Genomic DNA, 16,387 nt, shown 5'->3' on the forward strand with positions numbered 1-16,387 from the left:
CGGATCGGCAGGGTCCGGAACCGGTGCAGGAACCGGTTGAGGACGTTCTTCACTCCGCTCCACCCTGTCGCAGCACATACCCCACGCCCCGCACCGTGTGCACAAGCCGAGGCTCGCCCCCGGCTTCCGTCTTCCGGCGCAGGTACATCACATACACATCAAGGGAGTTGGAGGACGGCTCGAAGTCGAAGCCCCAGACCGCCTTCAGGATCTGCTCGCGGGTGAGGACCTGGCGGGGATGCGCCAGGAACATCTCCAGCAGCGTGAACTCGGTGCGGGTCAGCTCGACTTGGCGGCCGTTGCGGGTAACCTCGCGCGTCGCGAGGTCCATGCGGAGGTCGGCGAAGGTGAGGGAGTCGTCCTCGGGGGCGTTCCCGGCGGCGGCTGCCGCCGCGTACGAGCTGCGTCGCAGCAACGCCCGTACCCGGGCGAAGAGTTCGTCGAGTTCGAAGGGCTTGACCAGGTAGTCGTCAGCGCCCGCGTCGAGACCGGTGACCCGGTCGCCGACCGTGTCGCGGGCCGTCAGCATCAGGATCGGCGTCGTCGTGCCGGCGCCCCGCATCCGGCGGGCCGCCGTGAGGCCGTCCATGCGCGGCATCTGGATGTCGAGGACGACCAGGTCGGGCTGGTACGCGGTCGCCTTCTCCAGCGCGTCCGCGCCGTCGACGGCGACCTCGGTGTCGTACCCCTCGAAGGCGAGGCTGCGCTGGAGTGCTTCGCGCACAGCCGGCTCGTCGTCGACGATCAGGATGCGCTGGGTGTCACGGTCGCCTTCGGCGGGGCTCATGGGCTGGATTCCTCGGGTGCGGTGGGACAGGGAGACAACGATCGGCTGGTCGCAATCAGCCTCGCATGTTTCCCGGCCGGTGCGTGAAGAGGGGAGGAAGTGAGAAAAAGGGTGAGATCGGCTTCCCCAAGGTCTCCGACTCAGCCTCGCATCGTCTGGAGGCGGTTCAGCGGCACCTTGCGGTGGTGCGGGCGGGCCGCGCTGGTGCGCAGGCCCATCAGCTCCGGGGCGGGCGCCACTTCCGGTGCCCGTGCCGCCGGCGCGTGCAGTTCGTACGCCACCCCGAGGGCCAGGCCGAGACCGGCCGCTCCGGTGTCGGTCACCATGTGCGAAACCTGCTTGATCATCTTGATCATGACGTACTCCCTACTGATCACTGAACACTGGCCGTTGGACTACGGACTCAGCTGTCGGAACCGCCCGCCCGCAGCGAAGCCAGGTCCGCCTTGACGGTGTTGATCGGGATGGCGAAGCCGAGGCCGACGCTGCCCGCGTCGGACGACGAGGACGAGGAGTCCGAACTCGCGGAGTACATCGCGGAGTTGATGCCGATGATGTTGCCGCTCGCGTCGATCAGCGCGCCGCCGGAGTTGCCGGGGTTGAGGGACGCGTCCGTCTGGAGCGCCTTGTACGTCGTGGTGGACGTACCGGTGGTGCCGTTGAACTGCTGGCCGCCGAACTGGAACGGCCACTGGCCGTCGCTGCCGCCCGAACCCTGGCTCTGGCTCTCGTCCGTCGAGACGGTCACGTCACGGGACAGGGCCGAGATGATGCCGCTGGTGACCGTGCCGGTCAGCCCCTCGGGGGAGCCGATCGCGACGACCGTGTCGCCGACCTTGACGCCGTCGGAGTTGCCGAGGGTGGCGGGCTTGAGGCCGGAGGCGTTCGCCAGCTTGAGGAGCGCGAGGTCCTTCTTGCTGTCGGTGCCGACGACCTTCGCCGTGTACGTCTTCCCGTCACTCGTCTTGACCTTGATCGAGGAGGCGCCGGAGATGACGTGGTTGTTGGTGACGATCTGGCCGTCGCTGGTGATGATCACGCCGGCGCCGGTCGACGAGCCGTTGCTCAGGGTGGCCTCGACCTCGACCACGCTGGGGCTGACGGTCGCGGCGATGGTGGCGACGTCGCCCTTCTTGCTGGAGGGCACGACGGCCGTGGTGGTGCTGGAGGCGGCGACGGTGTCCTTGCCGGTCAGCTCCTGGAAGGCGTACGCGGTACCGCCGCCGACGGCCGCGGCGACGATCGCCACGGCGGCGAGCAGCGCGAGCGGGCCGCGGGCCCGCTTCTTCGGCTTGGGTGCCTCGGCCTGGACGGTGGGGAGGACGGTCGTACCGCCGCCGTTGCCGTCACCGCCGAACTCGCCGCCGTACGCTCCGCCGTCGGCGCCGAAGGCGGCCTGCGGGGCGGGCGAGGGGGCGGGCGTCTGGCCCGGCCACACCGTCGTGCCCGGCTCGACGGCGACCGGCTGCTGCGTCGGCTGCTGTACGGGCTGCGCCTGCTGCACCGGCTGGTAGGCCGGCGGGGGCGGCCACTCCGGGTTCACGGGAGAAGAAGCGTGCTGCTGCTGGGGGTACGCCTGCGGCTGCTCGCCCTGGGGGGTCTCGTACTCGCCGCTGCGGCGGAAGCTCTCGGTCATGGAACAGAGCCTGTCGCGCGATCATGAGAGGTACCTGAGTCCCCGCTGAGAAGCCCGACAGAACCTCGTATGCCCGATATAAAGACGCCGGAGGCCCGGAAACTCGGGGAAACGGGAGGTGGCGGGGGAGTTATTGCACGGCACGCGCCGGGCGAATACTTGTGGGACCTCTGTGTAGTACGTGTGTGCGGTGACAGGTGAGGCCTACGCTCGCCGGGCCGGAGGGGGGCTCCGCGAACAGCGCCGGTACATGCGCCGCTACAAAAGGCATGTCGCCGGCTCTGCGTGGTCGCGTCGTACGCCCTTCTCGGGCCCACTACGACACCCACACCAGGAGCCCGAGTGATACGGATACGTGCCCTGCGCGGCCGGCTGAGACGCCCCGCCACGGCGTTCCCGGCCGCCGCTCTCGCGCTGGCGCTGAGCTGCGCCGGCGTTCTCGCGGCGCAGCCCGCCACCGCGGCCGACGGCCCGCCCGGACTGCCGTCCGCCGCGGCCGCCGCCCTCGCGGTGGCCCCGCAGCACACCGCCCCCGACAAGGAACTGCGCTCCCGCGTCGTCGACGCCGCGAAGACTCAGGCGACTGAGAAGAAGGCGGCCGGCAAGACCCCGTACATCATCGGCGGCACCGAGACCACCATCTCCAGCGCGCCCTGGATGGTCCAGCTCGCCTACTACGACGCCACGACCGGCGACGGCTACTTCTGCGGCGGCACCCTGGTCGCCCCGAACAAGGTCCTCACCGCCGCGCACTGCGTCGCTGGCCTGGACTGGACGAAGAACGGCGCCGTCCTGGCCGGCGCGACCGGCCTCTACGACGACACGACCGGCACGGTCGCCGGCGTCCTGCACCAGTGGAACCACCCGCGCTTCAACGCCACCACGGCCCAGAACGACATCGCGGTCCTCACCCTGGACCGCCCCCTGGACGAGCAGTGGATGCGGCTGGCCTACCTGAACGACCTCGGGTACGTCACCCCGGGCAGGACCGCCACCGTCTACGGCTGGGGCCTGACCTCCGGCACCGGCACCGACCTCTCCGCGAACCTGCGCAAGGCCACCCTGCCGATCGTCGACGACGCGACCTGCGACAGCGCGATGAAGTCGGTCCTCGGGGACGACGAGTTCATCGAGGGCTCGATGTTCTGCGCGGGCACCCCCGCCTCCGGCACCGACGAGGGCACCACGAGCCCCTGCAACGGCGACTCCGGCGGCCCGGTGATCGTCGACAACAAGGTCATCGGCATCGTCTCCTGGGGCGTCGCGGGCTGCACCGCCAAGGGCGCCTACCCGGTCTTCACCAAGGTCGGCTCCTACGCCTGGGCCGCCCAGCCGCGCATCGACGACACCGACATGTCCTTCGACGGCCGCGCCGACATCCTGGGCCGTACGCCCTCGGGCGGCCTCTTCGAGCAGGACAGCAAGGGCACCTCGCTCGCGCAGCGCGCCTACCTCGGCAGCGGCTGGCAGACGGCGAGTTGGGGCCTTCAGGCCGACCTGGACCGGGACTACTACCAGGACCTGATCGTCCGCGACAAGACGGACGGCCACCTGTACCGCGACTACCTGGACCACTCCACGGGCGCGTACGAGTGGATGCAGATCAGCTCGGTGTGGGGCGGCTACAAGTCGTACGCGATCCCCGGCGACCTGACCGGTGACGCCCGCCCCGACCTGGTCGCGGTGGACGCCGACGGCTCGGTCTACCTCTACCCGGGCAAGGGCAACGGCCAGTTCTACGGCAAGGTCAAGGTCGTCGACAAGGCGTGGAAGAACGTCACGATCTTCGGCCACGGCGACCTGACCGGCGACGGCCGCGCCGACCTCCTGGTCCGCAACTCCTCCGGTGTTCTCTACCTCTACGCCGGCACCCAGGTCGAGAAGGCCCCGTGGAAGCCCCGCGTCCAGGCGCGCACAGGCTGGAACTTCACTTCCTACGTCTCGAACGGCGACGTCACGGGAGACGGCATCGCGGACGTCGTCACCCGCGACTCGGGCGGCACGCTGTGGCTCTACCCGGGCACCGACAAGGCGACGACGGCCCTCTTCGGGACGCGGATCAAGCTGGGTACGGGCTACAACCAGTACAACCTGCTGTTCTGATCCCCACAGCGTGAGGCGGTGGTCCTGCTCAGCCTTCGCAGCCGCAGGACCGCCGTGTCACCAGGCGCGACGGGAACACCTTCAGCCGCTCGCGACGGGAACCGGCCACCCGGAGTCCGTCGTCGAGCACGAGGTCCACGGCCGCCCTGGCCATCGCCGGCCGGTCCGAAGCGATCGTTGTCATCGGCGGGTCCGCCAGGGCGGCTTCCTTGATGTCGTCGAAGCCGATCACCCCCAGCTCCCGCGGCACGTCGATACGCAGCTCACGGGCCGCACGCAGCAGACCGATCGCCTGGTCGTCGGTGGAGCAGAAGATCGCGGGCGGGCGGCGGGGGCCGGCGAGGATGCCGAGGGCGACCTGGTAGGCGTCGTAGCGGTTGTACGGCGCCTCGAAGAGGCGGTCCTCGGTCGGCAGGCCGGCCTCGGTCATCGCGCGCCGCCAGCCCTCGACGTGGTCGGAGACCGGGTCACCGACGGACGGCGTCTCCGCCGTACCGCCCATACAGGCGACGTACTCGTAGCCGTGCTCAAGCAGATGGCGTACGGCGAGCTGGGCGCCGCCGAGGTCGTCCGTGACGACGGCCACGTCGTCGATCGCCTCGGGGCGTTCGTGCAGGAGGACGACCCGGGCGTCCCAGGCCTCGATCTCGGCGGCGGCGAGGTCGTTCAGCGCGTGGCTGACGAGGATCAGGCCGGAGACGCGCATACCGAGGAACGCGCGCAGGTAGTGGACCTCGCGCTCGCCCACGTAGTCGGAGTTGCCGACCAGCACCATTTTTCCGCGCTCGGACGCGGCCTGTTCGACCGCGTGCGCCATCTCCCCGAAGAAGGGCTGGCGCGCGTCCGGCACGATCAGGCCTATGAGGTCCGTACGCCGCGACGCCATGGCCTGGGCCACCCGGTCCGGTCGGTACCCCAGTTCCTTGATCGCGGCGAGGACACGCTCGCGCGTGGCCGGGGCAACCGGCCGGGGTCCGTTGTTGATGACATAGCTGACAACGGCGGTAGAGGTACCCGCCAGCCGCGCTACATCATCCCGAGTCACCTTGGCCACGCGCGGAGTCTACGCGGATGGACCCGCTCTGGGCAGGGCGTTTCGAAGCTTCTCTCAGCTTCCGCGCACCATCTCCGCGCGGAGGCGACACCGACAAGCGACGCCCTGCCCGGAACGATTACGCCTCGGCCGGGATCTCGGCGGCGTCCAGGGCGGCCGAATCGGCCGTACCGTCCGCATCCTCCGGCTTTGCGTCGGCGAGAGCGGCGCTTGCCTTGAGCTTGGCCTCCTCGCCGCCCCGGTCACCCTTCTCCGGGGTAACGAATCGATAACCGACGTTCCGGACGGTCCCGATCAGCGACTCGTGCTCGGGTCCGAGCTTCGCGCGCAGGCGTCGTACGTGGACGTCGACCGTGCGCGTACCGCCGAAGTAGTCGTAGCCCCAGACCTCCTGCAGCAGCTGGGCGCGCGTGAAGACGCGGCCCGGGTGCTGGGCGAGGTACTTGAGGAGCTCGAACTCCTTGAAGGTCAGGTCGAGGACCCGGCCCTTGAGCTTGGCGGAGTACGTCGCCTCGTCCACGGAGAGATCGCCGTTGCGGATCTCCATGGGGGAGTCGTCGTTGACGATCTGCTGGCGGCCCATGGCGAGGCGCAGTCGCGCCTCGACCTCGGCCGGGCCGGCCGTGTCGAGCAGGACGTCGTCGATGCCCCAGTCGGCGGTGACGGCCGCGAGGCCGCCCTCGGTGACGACGAGGATGAGCGGGCATCCCGGTCCGGTGGACCGGAGGAGCTGACACAGGCTGCGGACCTGGGGCAGGTCACGGCGGCCGTCGATCAGGATGACGTCGGCACCTGGGGTGTCGACGAGAGCGGGGCCTTCCGCCGGTGCCACGCGCACGTTGTGCAGCAGCAGGCCAAGGGCCGGAAGCACCTCCGTAGACGGCTGGAGGGCATTGGTCAGGAGCAGCAGAGAACTCATAAGTCTGGTTCCTCCTCGGTCCCTGCGAGGACGTATGCGGCACTGCGGCATTGCGGCGATGCTCTGTGCTGACAGGGGCCTTGTATCACCGGCGGCCACCTGTGGTTTCCCGTGGTGTACCACTTCGTATACAACGCTCCTGGAAGCACAAAAGGACCCGGGGGCTTCGCTGCCCGAGTCCTCTGTCGAGCAGAATAGCCCACATGAGCGCTGGTACGGCAGGTCATGTGGCACGATCCACCGTTCGTCCGAACTCTGAGACGATCAGACGCACACCTTTGCGGACGTTTCTGCACACCGACGACGGGGTGACGATCGATTCCGTATACGAACCGGGGGCGGCCGTATACGACGCCTCCCGGTCACCTTCCGGTGATCCGGTGTTCGTCGTGGCGCACGGTTTCACGGGCGATGTGGACAAGCCTCATGTGCGTCGGGTGGCCGAGGCGTTGGCCCAGTACGGGGCCGTGGTCACCTTCTCCTTCCGGGGCCACGGCGCCTCCGGCGGACGCTCCACGGTCGGCGACCGCGAGGTCCTGGATCTCGCCGCGGCGGTGTCCTGGGCGCGTGAACAGGGGCACGCGCGCGTGGTCACCGTCGGCTTCTCGATGGGCGGTTCGGTGGTGCTGCGGCACGCGGCGCTGTACGGACCGGGTCGTTCCGAAAGTTCACCGGGTGATTCCGGGGGTTCGGGGCGCGAGGGGCGCACGGAAGCGCACACGGACGCGGTGGTTTCGGTGAGTGCGCCGGCCCGTTGGTACTACCGGGGCACGGCTCCCATGCGGAAGGTCCACTGGCTGGTGACCCGCCCCGAGGGCCGCCTGGTCGGCCGCTACGGCCTCAACACCCGTATCGAACACAGGGGTTGGGACCCGGTCCCGCTCTCCCCGGCCGAGGCGGTCCCGCGCATCGCGCCCACCCCCCTCCTCATCGTGCACGGCGACCGCGACGGCTACTTCCCCGTCGACCACCCCCGCATGCTGGCCGACGCCGCCGGTGACCACGCCGAACTCTGGCTGGAGCCGGGCATGGGCCACGCCGAGCACGCCGCCGCCGACGACCTGCTGGCCCGCATCGGGCGCTGGGGCAGTTCACAGGACAGCTAGCCTGGCGTTTGCAGGAACCGATCAGAAACCGATCGATCGACCGTCTCGACTGAGGAAGCAGATGCCAAAGGTCACGGTGCGCTACTGGGCCGCCGCGAAGGCCGCGGCCGGGATCGCCGAGGAGCCGTACGACGCGGCCACCCTCGCCGAGGCCCTCACCGCGGTACGCGAGCGACACCCCGGGGAACTCGCCCGCGTACTGCTGCGATGCTCGTTCCTCATCGACGGTGACCCCGTGGGCACTCGTGGACATGAGACGGTACGGCTGGCCGAGGGCGGCACGGTCGAGGTGCTCCCGCCGTTCGCAGGAGGATGAGCGAAGCGATGAGCAACCAGCCGTATGAGGGCTACGACGAGCCCTACGACCCCTACGCCCAGCAACAGCAGCCGCAACAGGCCCAGGCGCAAGCACAGGCATGGCCCGGTCATCAGCAGCAGGCGTACGACGACCCGCAGGGCGCCCAGCAGTACACCCAGCAGTGGCAGGGCCAGACCTGGGACACCCAGGTCCACCAGACCACGACGCCCGCGGCTCCGGACCCGGCGTATCTGCCACCGCAGAACCACCAAGCGGCACCGCAGAGTTACGACCCCTACGCCCAGGCCCAGGCGTACGCCCCGCCGCCCGCGCCCGTGCCCGAGGTACAGGCACCCTCCGCCGCAGACGGCTACGGCCCGCCCTCCCTCGCCGGCAACGCCCGCATCACCGACGCCCAGCGGGCCCGGCTGGAGGGCCGTTCGCCGATCATCGAGCCCGGGATGCAGCCGGCCGGCCTCACCGCCGTACTGGCGCTCCTCCTCTCCGTCACCGCGCAGATCGGGTCGTACGCCCTCGTCGTACCGCTCGTCGTCCTTCAGGCGGTCACGGCCGCGGGCTGGTTCCGGCTGAACGGGATGTGGCCCGCCCGGCAGGGCATCGCGCTGGCCTTCGCGGGCGCGCTCGTCGCAGACGTGGCGCTGCTGGCGGCCGGCCGGGAGAACGGCCCCGCCGCGATCCTCGGCACCCTGGGCGTCTGGGTCCTGCTCTCCCTCGTCATGCAACTGCGCTCGCACGCCGACCCCGACACCCGCATCCAGAGCCTGATGGCGACGGTCGCCTCGGCGGCCCTGGCCATCGTCGCGGCCGGTCACCTCGCGGCCGACCCGGACGCGGTGACGGTCGGCGCGGCGGCGGTCGCGGTGGCGATCCTGGCCCGCGCGCTCCCGCTGCCGACGGTGGCGTCGGTCGTCGTGTCTCTCCTCGCTGCCGCCGGCGCCGGCATCGCGGTCGGCGGGATGACGGACATGGGCGCGAAGGGCGCGCTGCTCGGCGCGGGCGCCGCGGTCTGCGCCCTGATCGGCCACCGCGTGGCGAGCTACGACTACCCGTCCCGCTTCGTCCACTTCACGGCCGGCGTGGCCCTGCCGCTGGCGGCCGCGGCCCCGGCGGTGTATGTGCTGGGCAGGGCGCTGGGGTAGTCAAGTTCCGTGTTGTAGGCGGCAGTTAAGCGCCCTGTCACAGGTGATCGACAATTTTCTGCCGCGCGCATCTCGCAGGACTACGCTCGCGCTGGGCGGCTACTCGATGGTCGTACCGCTTCTGTCGACGACCATCAGGTGGGGGATCACCGTAAATGCGTGGGCTGCGAATACTTCTGACCGTCGTGGTGATTCTGGGCATCCTGTTCGTGGTCGTGGACCGGGTCGCGGTCTACTTCGCCGAGGACGAGGCGGCGTCCAAGGTGAAGACCACCGAGAACCTGGCCAGCACCCCCGACGTCTCCATCAAGGGCTTCCCCTTCCTCACCCAGGTCGCCTCCGGTGAGCTGGACGACGTCGAGCTGAACATCAAGACCTACCAGGCGCCCACGAACACCACGGGCGGTGCCGGCGCCTCCACGATCCGCATCGACGACCTCAAGGCCCAGATGAAGGACGTCAAGTTCTCCGGCGACTACAGCTCCGCCACGGCGGCCACCGCGACCGGCTCCGCGAGCATCTCCTACGACCAGCTGCTCAAGGCCGCCAAGTCCGAACCGACGAGCGTCTTCACCGGGGTCAAGGCCCAGATCGTCGGCCTCTCCGACGGCGGCGACGGCAAGATCAAGGCCGACATGAAGGTCACGGTCGCGGGCGTCGGGACGACGACGTATCCGGTGCTCAGCACGGTCACCGTCGTGGGCAACACGGTGAAGGTGCACGCCGACAACCTGCCCAAGCTGGTCGTCGACCTCGCCGACTCCCGGATCCGCTCGATCACCGACTTCCAGCAGACGATCGACGAACTGCCGGGCGGCGTGAAGCTGGACAGTGTGCAGGCCGCGCAGGGCGGTGTGGACATCAAGGTGAAGGGTTCGAACGTCAGGCTGGCCGGGTAGGACGGCGGGTGTCCGAGGGGCGAGACGCGTGTGTCCGTGCGGTGGGGGAATTAACGGCCACGCGGGTCCGGATTCCCCGCCGTAGCGCCTCCAGCGGCTTTCTCGTCTCACATCGCGGACGATCGCGTCTCAAAATACGACACACCGGTGACATGTGCCGCGATCCGTCCCTACGATCGACCCTATGCAGTGCACACGGAGCGCCCTCCGGCCGCAGGGCCAGGCGGACGACCTCACGAAGCGGCGGGCAGTAGACCTGTGCCGCGTCGCCGCCATGCTCTGTCGCACTTTCTGAGCGGAAGCGCAGACTTCCGTCTTCCCCCCGTGCCCCTGATCAGGGGCACCCGCGCGAGCGCGCACCCCTTTCTCTCACGCACCGCACCGCCGTAACTGCCCCGGAGGAGAAAAGCATGAGCCGCAGCGACGTCCTGGTCGACGCCGACTGGGTCGAGGCAAACCTCGACAACCCGAGCGTGGCCGTCGTCGAGGTCGACGAGGACACGTCCGCGTACGAGAAGAACCACATCAAGAACGCGATCCGGATCGACTGGACCAAGGACCTCCAGGACCCGGTACGCCGTGACTTCGTCGACCAGGAGGGCTTCGAGAAGCTCCTGTCCGGCAAGGGCATCGCCAACGACACGCTGGTGATCCTCTACGGCGGCAACAACAACTGGTTCGCCTCGTACGCCTACTGGTACTTCAAGCTGTACGGCCACGACAACGTCAAGCTCCTCGACGGTGGCCGCAAGAAGTGGGAGCTGGACGCCCGCGAGCTGGTCGAGGAGGTCCCCGCGCGCGCCGAGACCTCCTACAAGGCCAAGCCGCAGAACAAGGCGATCCGCGCCTTCCGCGACGATGTCGTGGCGGCCATCGGTGCGCAGAACCTGGTCGACGTCCGTTCGCCCGACGAGTTCAGCGGCAAGCTGCTCGCGCCGGCGCACCTTCCGCAGGAGCAGTCGCAGCGTCCGGGCCACGTCCCGTCCGCCCGCAACATCCCGTGGTCGAAGAACGCCAACGACGACGGCACCTTCAAGTCGGACGACGAGCTCAAGGAGCTCTACGCCGACGAGCAGGTCGACCTCGCCAAGGACACCATCGCGTACTGCCGTATCGGCGAGCGCTCGGCCCTGACCTGGTTCGTGCTGCACGAGCTGCTCGGTGTCGAGAACGTCAAGAACTACGACGGCTCCTGGACCGAGTACGGCTCCCTGGTCGGCGTTCCGATCGAGCTCGGCGCCAACAAGTAAGCCCCGACCAAGCCCAAGCCCTAACCCCGTAAGGACAGACCATGTGTGGAGCGAAGGCCGGCGGCCCCGACGCCTCGACGATCAAGCCCGGTGAGACCACCATCCAGGGCCAGGTGACCCGTAACGGCGAGCCGGTGACGGGCTACGTCCGTCTCCTGGACTCGACCGGCGAGTTCACCGCGGAGGTCCCCACCTCCGCCACGGGCCAGTTCCGCTTCTACGCGGCCGAAGGCACCTGGACCGTCCGCGCCCTCGTTCCGGGCGCCACCGCCGACCGCACGGTCGTCGCCCAGACGGGCGGGCTGGCGGAGGTCGCGATCGCTGTCTGATCGCCGTCACGGCAGCACCTGACTGTCGAAGGGCCGCACTCGTTCCGGGTGCGGCCCTTCGACATGCGGCGGGTACGGGCGGCGGGTGTCAGCGGCCCCGGACCACGCTGACCAGCAGGGGCGCCCGCAGCCCTCCCAGCGCGGCACAGTCGGCGACGACCTCGCCCAGCCATCCCACGGCGTCGCACGACCACTCGGCCAGCTCGCCGCGCAGCACCACGTGGTGCCGGGCCGGACCGTCCCAGAAGGTGTCGTCGAAGGGCGCGGCCGGAATGCCGTCGGGAAGGGCCGTGCCAGGCGACGAGGACGACGACCGGTGGACGAAGACGTCCTGCTTCAGACCGGCGAGCCGCTCCTCGATGCCGTGGAGCTCCGGGCCCCCGCTGCTGACGGCGACCGTGACCGGGGTCCGCGCACGGGGGTCCCGTTCACCGAACCACCCGACCGCCATCAAGGACGGCACGCTCGCGTAAGCCGGCCGCGACGCCGGATCGATGCCCTGCACAGGCAGCAGCAGCTGTACGGCGGTGAGGTCCGCCCGCCCGCTCCGCGCGACCGCGTCCCCGGCACAGGCCAGGAACGGCCGCACGGGCAGCGGCCGGTCACCGGCGACTGCCCCGGCCTCGACCTGGAACCAGGAGATCAGCCCCGTCCCGGAGACACCGCCCGGGTGCTCCCGACCGGCGTCGTTCATGCCCCAGAGCTGATCCAGCCAGCCCATGGCGAGCGACCGCTGGTGGAACAGCTGGTAGGCGTCGTGCTCGGGATCGTGCCAGGGATACGGGACGAGCTCGCCGTAGAAGGCACCGAACAGGGTTCCGGCACTGTTCACTGTGCCCCTCCTTGGCTGTCGGACTTGGCTGTCGGACTCAGTTGTCGGTCTAGCGGACCCGGCAGTTGACGTCGGCCTGGTTCATCGGCTTCTCGGCCGTGTCGATCTCACCGATGACGTCGACATCCACATGGTTGCGCCAGGACGTCCGCTCGGTGTCGGTGCAGTCGTGCCGGGCCACCGTACGGTTGCTGCTCCCGCCGCCGGGCTTCAGTTCCTTTGTCGGGGAACACGCCTTCTGGACCCAGCTGTTGTCCGTGTACCACTCGTACAGGCAGTTGAAGACGTTCGCGCGGTTGTTGTCGCAGTTTCCCTTGTCCCACCAGCCGTGACCCGAGGCCGCCACCCCGGTGCCGGACCGGTGCGGGTTGTCCCGCCCGCTGACGGGCGTGCACCCGAACCGCTGTGCGGTGGCCGTCCGGCCCAGGTCGGCCTGCGGGATGATCCGGCCGTCCACGTCCTTGTAGACGGCGGTCTCGTCGGCGCCGGGTGGTGCGATTCCGGGCACCGGCTCCGCGGACCTGACCGGTGCGGCCGACACCGACGCCGGAACGCCCCAGACGGCCAGGGACACGAGCGCGGCAACCAGGGCGCTTCGGGAGTACGAGGGCGTCAAGTCGGCCGCCTTTCAGCAGATGATCAGTGGAAGTACCGAACGTAGAGGGGGCAGTGCCCACGGCGGTCCCGCCGAAAGAGGGAATCGCGGCGCGCATCGGACGTACGCCCGCTCCCGCTCGAACCTGTCGCGCGCCCCTGCGCTGGTGGGCCCGCACCTGTGGAGTCGGCATCAATGCGGGCCTACGCTGGAGAGATGCTGGCACGTCGCCGTCGCGTGTACTTCGTCATGATGGGCATCTGCATCGGACTCTTCGTCCTGGCCTGGGGAGTCGTGCGGATCTGGTCGGTGCCCGTGGCCGTCGGGATGTGTGTGGTCGCGATGCTGATCCCTCCGGTCGCCGCCATGGTCGCCAACCGGCGTGGCCCCGACGACCGTTGGTGGGACGACCCCTCCGGTGACGCCAAGTCCGACGAGTGGTGGGACGAGCTGGACGGGAAGAAGCGGCGCCCGTAGGGCACGCGGTGAGCGGGTAGAGGGCGGGCATGTCGCCTACGAGACTGTCCACCGTGGTGCTCGACGCGCGGGACGCGCACGAGCTGGCCGGCTTCTACCTCCGCCTGCTCGGCTATGTGATCCGGGCCGAGGAGCCCGACTGGGTCCTGATCGGCCCGCCCGACGGCGGCACCGGCCTCTCCTTCCAGACCGAGCCGGAGTACGTCCCACCGGTGTGGCCCACCCGCAGGCCCGGCGAGCAGCAGATGATGCTGCACCTGGACATCGAGGTCGACGACCTGGAGGGCGAGGTCGAGCGGGCCGTGCGCGAGGGGGCCACGCTCCACGCGTACCAGCCGCAGGACGACGTACGAGTCCTGCTGGACCCGGCAGGCCACCCCTTCTGCCTGTGGCGACAGGAGTAGGGGGTGTGACCTGTGGTGTGACCTGTGCCCCCGGAGATCACGTACGACCTTCCTCGCCCCGCAGGTACGCTCCCGCCCGCGCCGCAGCCACCGCGGCCCCGGCGGCCCGGTCCGCGGTGGCTTCGTCGAGGTGGTCGTTGCTGGTCAGCAGGCGGTAGTAGAGGGGGGCGGAGACAGCACGGATCACCTCGTATGGATCCGTGCCCTTGGGCACCTCGCCGCGGTCGATGGCCTGTTGGACGCAGGGTGCCCACTCCTCGACGCGGATCTCGTAGAAGCGGTGCAGGGCCTCGGCGGTCTTCTCCTCGCAGGTGGCGGCGGCGATCACTGCCTTGAACAGCGCTCCTTGCCGCGGGTCGGCCAAGGTGCGCTGCACGAGCCGGGCGTTGGCCGTGAGGTCACCGAGCAGCGAGCCGGTCTCGGTACGCGGCAGTGACAGCTCGGCCATGTCCAGCAGCAGATCGGCCACCAGGCCGGTCACCGTTCCCCAGCGGCGGTAGACGGTGGTCTTGCCCACCTCGGCGCGGCGCGCGATGTCGGCGAGGTCCAGGTGGGCAAAGCCGTGCTCGGCCAAGGCGTCCCCGGCCGCCTCCAGCACCGACGCCCGCACGCGCGCCGTGCGCCCTCCTGGACGGACGGTCCCCGGATCCGCACCCTCAAACCCCATAACGGGACTCCAGTTTCGTTAATCGCTCACGCCTGCTACGTTGATGCCACAGTAACGGAACTGTAGAACCGTTAGCCAAGTCTGGCGACGAGAGAGGAACAGCCATGGAATACCGGCGGCTGGGCGCATCCGGCCTCAAGGTCCCCGCACTGAGCTTCGGTGCCGGCACCTTCGGCGGACAAGGGCCGTTGTTCGGCGCCTGGGGCAACACCGATGCGCAGGAAGCACGCCGTCTCGTGGACATCTGCCTCGACGCCGGCGTCACGATGTTCGACACCGCCGACGTCTATTCCGGCGGGGCCTCCGAGGAGGTGCTGGGCGAAGCGATCAAGGGCCGCAGGGACCAGGTGATCGTGTCCACCAAGACCGGCCTGCCGATGGGCGACGGCCCGGGCGATGCGGGCTCCTCTCGTTCGCGCCTGATCACCGCGTGCGAGGACGCCCTGCGCCGGCTCGGTACCGACTACATCGACCTGTTCCAGCTGCACGCCTTCGACGCCGGCACGCCGATCGAGGAAGTCCTGTCCGCGCTCGACGATCTCGTACGGGCGGGGAAGGTCCGTTACCTCGGCATCTCCAACTTCTCCGGCTGGCAGGCGATGAAGTCCCTTGCGAGCGCGGAGAGATACGGCCACCCGCGCTATGTCTCCCATCAGGTCTACTACTCACTCGTCGGCCGCGACTACGAGTGGGAGCTGATGCCCCTCGGGCTCGACCAGGGACTCGGAGCCCTCGTCTGGAGCCCGCTCGGCTGGGGACGGCTCACCGGCAGGATCCGTCGCGGCCGGCCGCTCCCGGCCGACAGTCGCCTGCACGACACCGCGGACTACGGCCCGCCGGTCGAGGACGAACACCTCTACCGCGTGGTCGACGCCCTCGACGAGATCGCGCGGGAGACCGGCAAGACCGTTCCGCAGATCGCCATCAACTGGCTGCTGGAGCGACCGACCGTCTCCTCCGTCATCATCGGCGCCCGCGACGAGAACCAGCTCCGCCAGAACCTCGGCGCCGTCGGCTGGACGCTCACGCCCGACCAGCTGGCGAAACTCGACGCGGCGAGCGGCAGGACAGCGCCCTACCCGTACTTCCCCTACCAGCGCCAGGAAGGCTTCGCCCGCCTCAACCCACCGCTTGTCGCACCTCCGCAGGTGCTCAGGTCGTAGCGATGATCGCCATCAGCAGTCCGCCGATGCACATCGCCGTGAGCGCCCCGGTCCAGAAGGCGTCCTCGCGCAGGGCCCGGGGTGCGCGGAACCGTCGCCGACGCCGGGCGGGTGGGGGTGTGGGTACGGCGCGTGGTGGTGCCGGGGGTTCCTGCTGTCGTACGTCGGGCCAGGGCGCCGTGGGCATGAGCGGTGGCGGTACGGACCAGCCCGGGGGCACCTGGATCAGTTGGTGAGGACACGGGCCGTTCATACGGGGTGTGCCTCACTTCGGTGTTTGCGGAGCAGTACGTTCGCGTCGGTCTCGGCGCTGTAGTCGTGTTCCGTCCGTGCGGTGGACCGGAGGCCGGTGAGTTCTGCGCAGGTCGCGCAGTCGGGGGCCGGCTGGGGCGTGACGGCGACGAGGAACGGGGCGTCGGTTCGCGGGCGGGCGTTCGCCGCGCGGACCCCGGCGCTGAGGCGCTCCGCGTCCGTGGCCGGTCGCAGTGACCCGGGGTCGGCCTGCCATTCGCGCCCGCCGCCGACGGGGCGTAGCAGGGCGTAGGGGCCCGACTTGTCCTGGTACTCGCCGACCTTGTCGGTGGCCGGGTCGTACAGCAGTGCTCCGGTTTCCATCGGCTCCTCCTCCTTTTTGTGCAACTTCCGTACAGAATGCGACAGTTGTATTACTCTGTGCATTCCTGGGTGTGTTACGAGGATGACCCAGGG

21 protein-coding genes are annotated in these 16,387 nt (G+C 69.6%); 11 read left to right on the top strand and 10 right to left on the bottom strand.

Annotated features, from left to right (window positions below; genetic code table 11):
* Positions 1–49: 49 nt before the first annotated feature.
* The 3 genes from AB0I69_RS25420 to AB0I69_RS25430 all read right to left on the bottom strand — a co-directional run bounded on the left by AB0I69_RS25420 (position 50) and on the right by AB0I69_RS25430 (position 2,423).
* Positions 50–787, bottom strand: coding sequence for a response regulator transcription factor (locus AB0I69_RS25420; RefSeq protein WP_019064547.1), 738 nt, complete (start codon positions 785–787; stop codon positions 50–52).
* A 140-nt stretch (positions 788–927) separates the two neighbouring features.
* Positions 928–1,134, bottom strand: a complete 207-nt coding sequence (locus AB0I69_RS25425) for a hypothetical protein (protein ID WP_363098298.1) — start codon at positions 1,132–1,134, stop codon at positions 928–930.
* A gap of 56 nt (positions 1,135–1,190) precedes the next feature.
* Positions 1,191–2,423 carry a trypsin-like peptidase domain-containing protein gene (locus AB0I69_RS25430; RefSeq protein ID WP_363097979.1) on the bottom strand — a complete coding sequence of 411 codons (1,233 nt, stop codon included), beginning with the start codon at positions 2,421–2,423 and terminating at the stop codon, positions 1,191–1,193.
* Positions 2,424–2,765: 342 nt separating this feature from the next.
* On the opposite strand from AB0I69_RS25430, the gene AB0I69_RS25435 reads away from it, so the two are divergent.
* Complete coding sequence (locus AB0I69_RS25435) at positions 2,766–4,526, top strand: trypsin-like serine protease (RefSeq protein ID WP_363097980.1); 1,761 nt, start codon at positions 2,766–2,768, stop codon at positions 4,524–4,526.
* A gap of 28 nt (positions 4,527–4,554) precedes the next feature.
* On the opposite strand, the gene AB0I69_RS25440 is transcribed toward AB0I69_RS25435, so the two are convergent.
* Both AB0I69_RS25440 and AB0I69_RS25445 read right to left on the bottom strand, forming a co-directional pair.
* On the bottom strand, positions 4,555–5,580 hold the full coding sequence (locus tag AB0I69_RS25440) for a LacI family DNA-binding transcriptional regulator (RefSeq protein ID WP_363097981.1): 1,026 nt from the start codon (positions 5,578–5,580) through the stop codon (positions 4,555–4,557).
* Between the two features lie 118 nt (positions 5,581–5,698).
* Positions 5,699–6,499, bottom strand: a complete 801-nt coding sequence (locus tag AB0I69_RS25445; protein WP_363097982.1) for a response regulator transcription factor — start codon at positions 6,497–6,499, stop codon at positions 5,699–5,701.
* A 203-nt stretch (positions 6,500–6,702) separates the two neighbouring features.
* Here AB0I69_RS25445 and AB0I69_RS25450 point away from each other — a divergent pair, with 203 nt between their 5' ends.
* The 7 genes from AB0I69_RS25450 to AB0I69_RS25480 all read left to right on the top strand — a co-directional run bounded on the left by AB0I69_RS25450 (position 6,703) and on the right by AB0I69_RS25480 (position 11,541).
* Positions 6,703–7,605, top strand: a complete 903-nt coding sequence (locus tag AB0I69_RS25450) for an alpha/beta fold hydrolase (RefSeq protein ID WP_363097983.1) — start codon at positions 6,703–6,705, stop codon at positions 7,603–7,605.
* 61 nt (positions 7,606–7,666) lie between these two features.
* A complete protein-coding gene (locus AB0I69_RS25455; protein ID WP_363097984.1) occupies positions 7,667–7,921 on the top strand; it encodes a MoaD/ThiS family protein in 255 nt (84 codons plus the stop codon).
* Between the two features lie 8 nt (positions 7,922–7,929).
* Complete coding sequence (locus AB0I69_RS25460) at positions 7,930–9,063, top strand: hypothetical protein (RefSeq protein WP_363097985.1); 1,134 nt, start codon at positions 7,930–7,932, stop codon at positions 9,061–9,063.
* Positions 9,064–9,218: 155 nt separating this feature from the next.
* The gene (locus AB0I69_RS25465) at positions 9,219–9,962 is read left to right on the top strand and encodes a DUF2993 domain-containing protein (protein ID WP_363097986.1); all 744 of its coding nucleotides are present in this window, start codon (positions 9,219–9,221) and stop codon (positions 9,960–9,962) included.
* 184 nt (positions 9,963–10,146) lie between these two features.
* A complete protein-coding gene (locus tag AB0I69_RS25470) occupies positions 10,147–10,257 on the top strand; it encodes a putative leader peptide (RefSeq protein ID WP_363097987.1) in 111 nt (36 codons plus the stop codon).
* Between the two features lie 115 nt (positions 10,258–10,372).
* Positions 10,373–11,212, top strand: a complete 840-nt coding sequence (locus AB0I69_RS25475) for a sulfurtransferase (RefSeq protein ID WP_363097988.1) — start codon at positions 10,373–10,375, stop codon at positions 11,210–11,212.
* 41 nt (positions 11,213–11,253) lie between these two features.
* Positions 11,254–11,541 (top strand): DUF1416 domain-containing protein, encoded by a 288-nt coding sequence (locus AB0I69_RS25480; protein ID WP_019064558.1) that lies wholly within the window; start codon positions 11,254–11,256, stop codon positions 11,539–11,541.
* Between the two features lie 88 nt (positions 11,542–11,629).
* Here the strand turns inward: AB0I69_RS25480 and AB0I69_RS25485 are convergent, their stop codons facing one another.
* Positions 11,630–12,373 carry a hypothetical protein gene (locus tag AB0I69_RS25485; RefSeq protein WP_363097989.1) on the bottom strand — a complete coding sequence of 248 codons (744 nt, stop codon included), beginning with the start codon at positions 12,371–12,373 and terminating at the stop codon, positions 11,630–11,632.
* A 49-nt stretch (positions 12,374–12,422) separates the two neighbouring features.
* Complete coding sequence (locus AB0I69_RS25490) at positions 12,423–12,989, bottom strand: hypothetical protein (RefSeq protein WP_363097990.1); 567 nt, start codon at positions 12,987–12,989, stop codon at positions 12,423–12,425.
* A gap of 195 nt (positions 12,990–13,184) precedes the next feature.
* Here AB0I69_RS25490 and AB0I69_RS25495 point away from each other — a divergent pair, with 195 nt between their 5' ends.
* Complete coding sequence (locus AB0I69_RS25495) at positions 13,185–13,445, top strand: DUF3099 domain-containing protein (RefSeq protein WP_363097991.1); 261 nt, start codon at positions 13,185–13,187, stop codon at positions 13,443–13,445.
* A 29-nt stretch (positions 13,446–13,474) separates the two neighbouring features.
* Positions 13,475–13,849: a VOC family protein gene (locus AB0I69_RS25500; protein WP_363097992.1), complete on the top strand. Its 375-nt coding sequence runs from the start codon at positions 13,475–13,477 to the stop codon at positions 13,847–13,849.
* 37 nt (positions 13,850–13,886) lie between these two features.
* Here AB0I69_RS25500 and AB0I69_RS25505 read toward each other — a convergent pair whose 3' ends face one another.
* Entirely contained in the window at positions 13,887–14,516 is a 630-nt protein-coding gene (locus tag AB0I69_RS25505) for a TetR/AcrR family transcriptional regulator (protein WP_363097993.1), read from the bottom strand.
* Between the two features lie 104 nt (positions 14,517–14,620).
* Here AB0I69_RS25505 and AB0I69_RS25510 point away from each other — a divergent pair, with 104 nt between their 5' ends.
* Positions 14,621–15,679: an aldo/keto reductase gene (locus AB0I69_RS25510; RefSeq protein WP_363097994.1), complete on the top strand. Its 1,059-nt coding sequence runs from the start codon at positions 14,621–14,623 to the stop codon at positions 15,677–15,679.
* Here AB0I69_RS25510 and AB0I69_RS25515 read toward each other — a convergent pair.
* Both AB0I69_RS25515 and AB0I69_RS25520 read right to left on the bottom strand, forming a co-directional pair.
* Complete coding sequence (locus tag AB0I69_RS25515) at positions 15,669–15,866, bottom strand: hypothetical protein (RefSeq protein ID WP_363097995.1); 198 nt, start codon at positions 15,864–15,866, stop codon at positions 15,669–15,671. The two genes, AB0I69_RS25510 and AB0I69_RS25515, sit on opposite strands and share 11 nt — an antisense overlap.
* 62 nt (positions 15,867–15,928) lie before the next feature.
* Positions 15,929–16,294, bottom strand: coding sequence for a hypothetical protein (locus AB0I69_RS25520; protein ID WP_363097996.1), 366 nt, complete (start codon positions 16,292–16,294; stop codon positions 15,929–15,931).
* Positions 16,295–16,387 lie beyond the last annotated feature (93 nt).

The sequence above is a fragment of the Streptomyces sp. NPDC050508 genome (assembly GCF_040655155.1).
In the GTDB taxonomy this organism is placed as follows: domain Bacteria; phylum Actinomycetota; class Actinomycetes; order Streptomycetales; family Streptomycetaceae; genus Streptomyces.